This window comes from Stieleria sedimenti (assembly GCF_025060895.1).
Taxonomy (GTDB): Bacteria; Planctomycetota; Planctomycetia; order Pirellulales; family Pirellulaceae; genus Stieleria; species Stieleria sedimenti.
The window spans coordinates 1-3,916 of record NZ_JANZKV010000370.1; the positions used below are offsets into that span (position 1 = coordinate 1).

Genomic DNA, 3,916 nt, shown 5'->3' on the forward strand with positions numbered 1-3,916 from the left:
TAAAGCCTGGACACCAACACTTATGCCCGTGTCATTCGTAACTGACCGCTTTTCCGCTCGATAAACGCAACCCCAAATTCAAATCTGGACAGAGCAGTAGCGGTTTTAGAAGTAGTGGTTTCAGGAATTGACGGAGATTTCTGTCGGCGTTTATCTAGGCACCACTTCAGAGAGACCTTACAGGCTGTCACCCTCGCGGCGGCCGCCACCTTGATCGCTCGGGCGGCTGACAATGTTGTTCAAGAAACTCTCGTCGTTGACGAGCTTGCCGGCCAGGATGTCCTCCTCTGTGATCTTTGACAAAAAGATCGTGTGTTGGCCGATCACGCCCCGCCCTTGATCGTAGACGATGTAGATGGCGTTCTCTTTGCCGAGTGTCGCCGACGGGTAGCTGATTTGACCCTCGTCGCACAGAAGCATTCGATGCGTAAACGTTTCGCCATCGTCGTCGCTCAAATAGGCCGTCATGCGTGTGCGCGCGGTCTTGTGTTTTTCCAGTTCGCGTTCTTTTCCATGCTCGTCGGTATAAACGTATTGTTTACGGCCGTTTTCCTGTTTCATTTGAACATCGTTGGCGACCAACAGGACTCGTCCTGATGGGAGTGTTTTCAGGATGCATTTGGTATTGATCGAGAACTGCATCGGGTAGTAACCGCCCAGTTTCCAGGTTCTGCCGCCGTCGAAGGATTCGGCAAATTTCTGTCCGTTCTTCGCGCGGTAGAACGTAAACAGGCTGCCGTCTTTTCGAAGGATGGGCATTTGCTCGGCAAAGACCGCATCGTTATCGACGGGGAATTCGGACACGAAGATCGGCGTGCCGTCGACGTCTTCTTTTAGAAAGCGAATCCGCACCTTGTCACGTTTGCCGACCAATTTGAAGTCGTCCATCGACCGCATGATTGTGCCGTCAGGAAAGAGAAGCGGCTTCATGACGGAGATGTTTTTGTTTCCCAGTAGCCGCGGCGCGGACCAGGCGGTGTGTTCGTTTTCAGGGTCCAGCATCGTGAATTCCCAAGCCGAGGTGGCGAATTCGTCCTTGCCCTTGAAGTCGATATTTCTCAGGCCGATAAAGCGGATGTTGCCCTCGGGGTCTTTCCACAGCATTGGGTCAGACGCGCCCCCACCGAGAAGCTCACTCGGATCGAAGACAAAGACTTCTTTCCACGTCTCGCCACCGTCCCCGGAGGTTGAGATGACCGAGAACTGGTCTTGGTGGTACGGCGCCCGCTCGGCTTGAACGTTGGAGCCGAACCAAGTTGCCCAAAGTCTGCCGCCCTCAGAGATCTCGACTTGAGGGCATCCCTGGAAGATCCTCAGGTTGATGCGGTGCTTGTGGTACGGCTGTTGTCCTTTGAAATTAATTTTGGTCAGCGACGGCGGCGTCTTGCCCGTGATGCCGTAGGGGAAACTCTGCGACACGTCCTCGGGCGGCGGCGGGGTGACGTCACCCAACACGGATTTGGGATCCACCGTTTGGGCGTGTAGATCCGCGGTGAAACCCGGAAGCAGACGGGAAATGAAACACGATGCCAGCGCGACCGCAGCCACATGGCGAAGAAGTTGATTCTGTTTTGGCATGGATATGTTTAATTGGAACCGGTGGTCAACGCGACGCCGCGATCACCTACTCGCTCAGCGTCATTGGCGTATCGTCACGCTGTTGCATGAGTGTATCGATCCGCTTCGTCTTGACGGTGTTTTCCGGACCGAGCAGCAGAGCTGGATTTGCGGCGTGTGAATCCTGGTCCCAACGCGCGAGGATTGACAGAATGGCATCACGACGTTCGGAATCGGATCCCAAAACGTTTACCTTCAAATCGGCCAACTCCGGTAGTGTTTGTAACGAACGTCGCGCGATCATCCGAATCGCCAGATACGGATCGTTCAAGACTTGAGCCAGGAAGATCGATTGCCAGTCACTGCCGGAGGCGGCTTGAGCATCCGGCCAGCCCATCGTCCATGCGGCCATCGCCCGGTTGGCGGCGTCCCCTTTCAATAACCACAAGACGGACGCGGCGATCTCGGATTGCTCGGTATCCAGTTCGGGTTCATCGATCGAATACCAGTCTTTGAGATAGTCCGCCGTCCATTTCAGCGTCTTGTCCAAGTGACATTGATTGCACGCATTGGGGCGGTCGGCAGCCAAGTCTTGTTTCAAGTCAGGAATGCTGATGGTGTGATTGCGAATCGCTTTGAGCAAGCCATATGCCGTGTGTGGCATGTGGCAGTTGTAGCAATTCGATCCCGACGAATCTGCCAAGTGATGGGTGTGGGCCGTGGAGTACTGCTGTTGATCGTGGCACTGGACACAAGCATCGTTTCCATAGGCACTCGGTTTCAACTGATCGTTGGCCCAGTCTTTGTCGCTGCGTGTGTCGTCTGCGGCTTTGTGAAGTTGATGGCATGACAGACAGCTCATCTCGCCGCGTTGGAAACAACCGGACTGTTCCATTGACGTGTATTCGCGCCCAGACACACGCACCACACCGTCCGGGTAGAATGTTCCGCGATTGGTGTTGACCACGCGGTCGTGAATCGACTCGTTCTGCAGCAATTCTCTCATTTCCGGGCTGTGAAGTTGCCAGATATCGTATGACTCGCTTAGATCGCTGCCCGGTCGGAACGTCGTGCCTTCAACATTGATTTTGCTCGGGTCGCCCTTGAGGGTCAGCACTGAGTGGCATTGACCACAGACTTGCGATGATCGGACATGCGATAAGTCCTCGGGATTGACGATGGGATCGCTTGGTAACGATGTGGGCGTGGCTTGGTCGACAGCCAAGTCTCGATGGTAGGCGATGTGTTCCTGTCCGGGGCCGTGACAGGCTTCGCAACTGATTCCGAATTCAGCCGCGTGCGTGTCAAATTCGCCGAAGGACAGTTCACGTTCTTGAGGGTGCGTGGAATGGCATCGACTACAAGCGGAATTCCAGCGTCCAATTTCATGTGAAACGCCGTCACTCATCGGCTTCAAGAAGGCGGCCGATCTCGGTATCCATTCTTGCGTTTCGTTCAGAAAGACAAACGGCAAAATCGCCAACGTACGTCGTACGCCGATGGGAAACCAATAGGCCTGCATGTGATGCGAGCCGGTCGTCATCACAATCGGTCGTTGAACGCGTTGCGATGCTGCGGCCGTCCCCGGAAGGGCCGCGGGATCGAGCAGTTCCACCCAGCACACCCCGTCGACTTCCCTCAGCTGATAGTCTCGCCCATTATGCGACAGTTTCACATCATTGAAGTCGCCCAGCACGACATCGGGATTGGCCACTTGGGTCATCGTTCGGTGATACGATGCGAACCATGTCGCGTGGTTTTCGGGATGGCACTCGCGACATGCATCTGATGCGACATATCCATGATCGGAAACCTCAATCGGGCGAAATGCTGCCAGCTTTGCTGCCGTCGGCAAGTCTTCCTGAGCTTCAGGGGGCACTGTTACCGGCTCGAGTGGATCTGGTGGTGGGGCGACCGGCACGACAGCCGGAGGCAAAGCCAGTGCAACAAGAGCCACGATGACGACAGGCACCGTCAGCGCAGCTGCGATCGAACGTTTGATCCACCAGACCAGCCCGCCGCAAACCAGCCCAATGACGACACTCCAACCGATGACTGCTTCATTCATGCATTCACTTTTATCAAAATCGCGGCCCTGCTGCTGAGGGGGCTCTCGCAACAAGTGTCAGTTTGAGAACGCAATTCGCCCGGCCTTCGATTGACGACCGGTCGTCTCTCCCCGCCGTTGCGGCTACTTTTTGAGTATGTCGGGATGATTTCGCTTTTGCAACTCGCTTCCTAGTGCTTTGTTCCATTTCAATGTTCGGGTCGATGAGAGATTCGCGAAAAGGGGTCAGCCCCCAATAGCCGGAACGGCCCGAAGGGTGCTTCGCACTATTGGGGTCTGACCCCTTTTCGC

The 3,916-nt window shown here is 55.3% G+C and carries 2 protein-coding genes; both read right to left on the reverse strand.

All coding sequences use genetic code 11. From position 1 onward, the window contains the following. Window positions 1-177 precede the first annotated feature (177 nt). Entirely contained in the window at window positions 178-1,578 is a 1,401-nt protein-coding gene (locus NZK35_RS33860) for a sialidase family protein (RefSeq protein ID WP_259636954.1), read from the reverse strand. A gap of 46 nt (window positions 1,579-1,624) precedes the next feature. Then, window positions 1,625-3,625, reverse strand: coding sequence for a multiheme c-type cytochrome (locus NZK35_RS33865; protein WP_259636955.1), 2,001 nt, complete (start codon window positions 3,623-3,625; stop codon window positions 1,625-1,627). Window positions 3,626-3,916: the final 291 nt, after the last annotated feature.

Excerpts from the sequence above, each read along its gene's own strand:
- NZK35_RS33860 (WP_259636954.1), bottom strand. The coding sequence starts at position 1,578 with ATGCCAAAACAGAATCAACTTCTTCGCCATGTGGCTGCGGTCGCGCTG.
- NZK35_RS33865 (WP_259636955.1), bottom strand. The coding sequence starts at position 3,625 with ATGAATGAAGCAGTCATCGGTTGGAGTGTCGTCATTGGGCTGGTTTGC.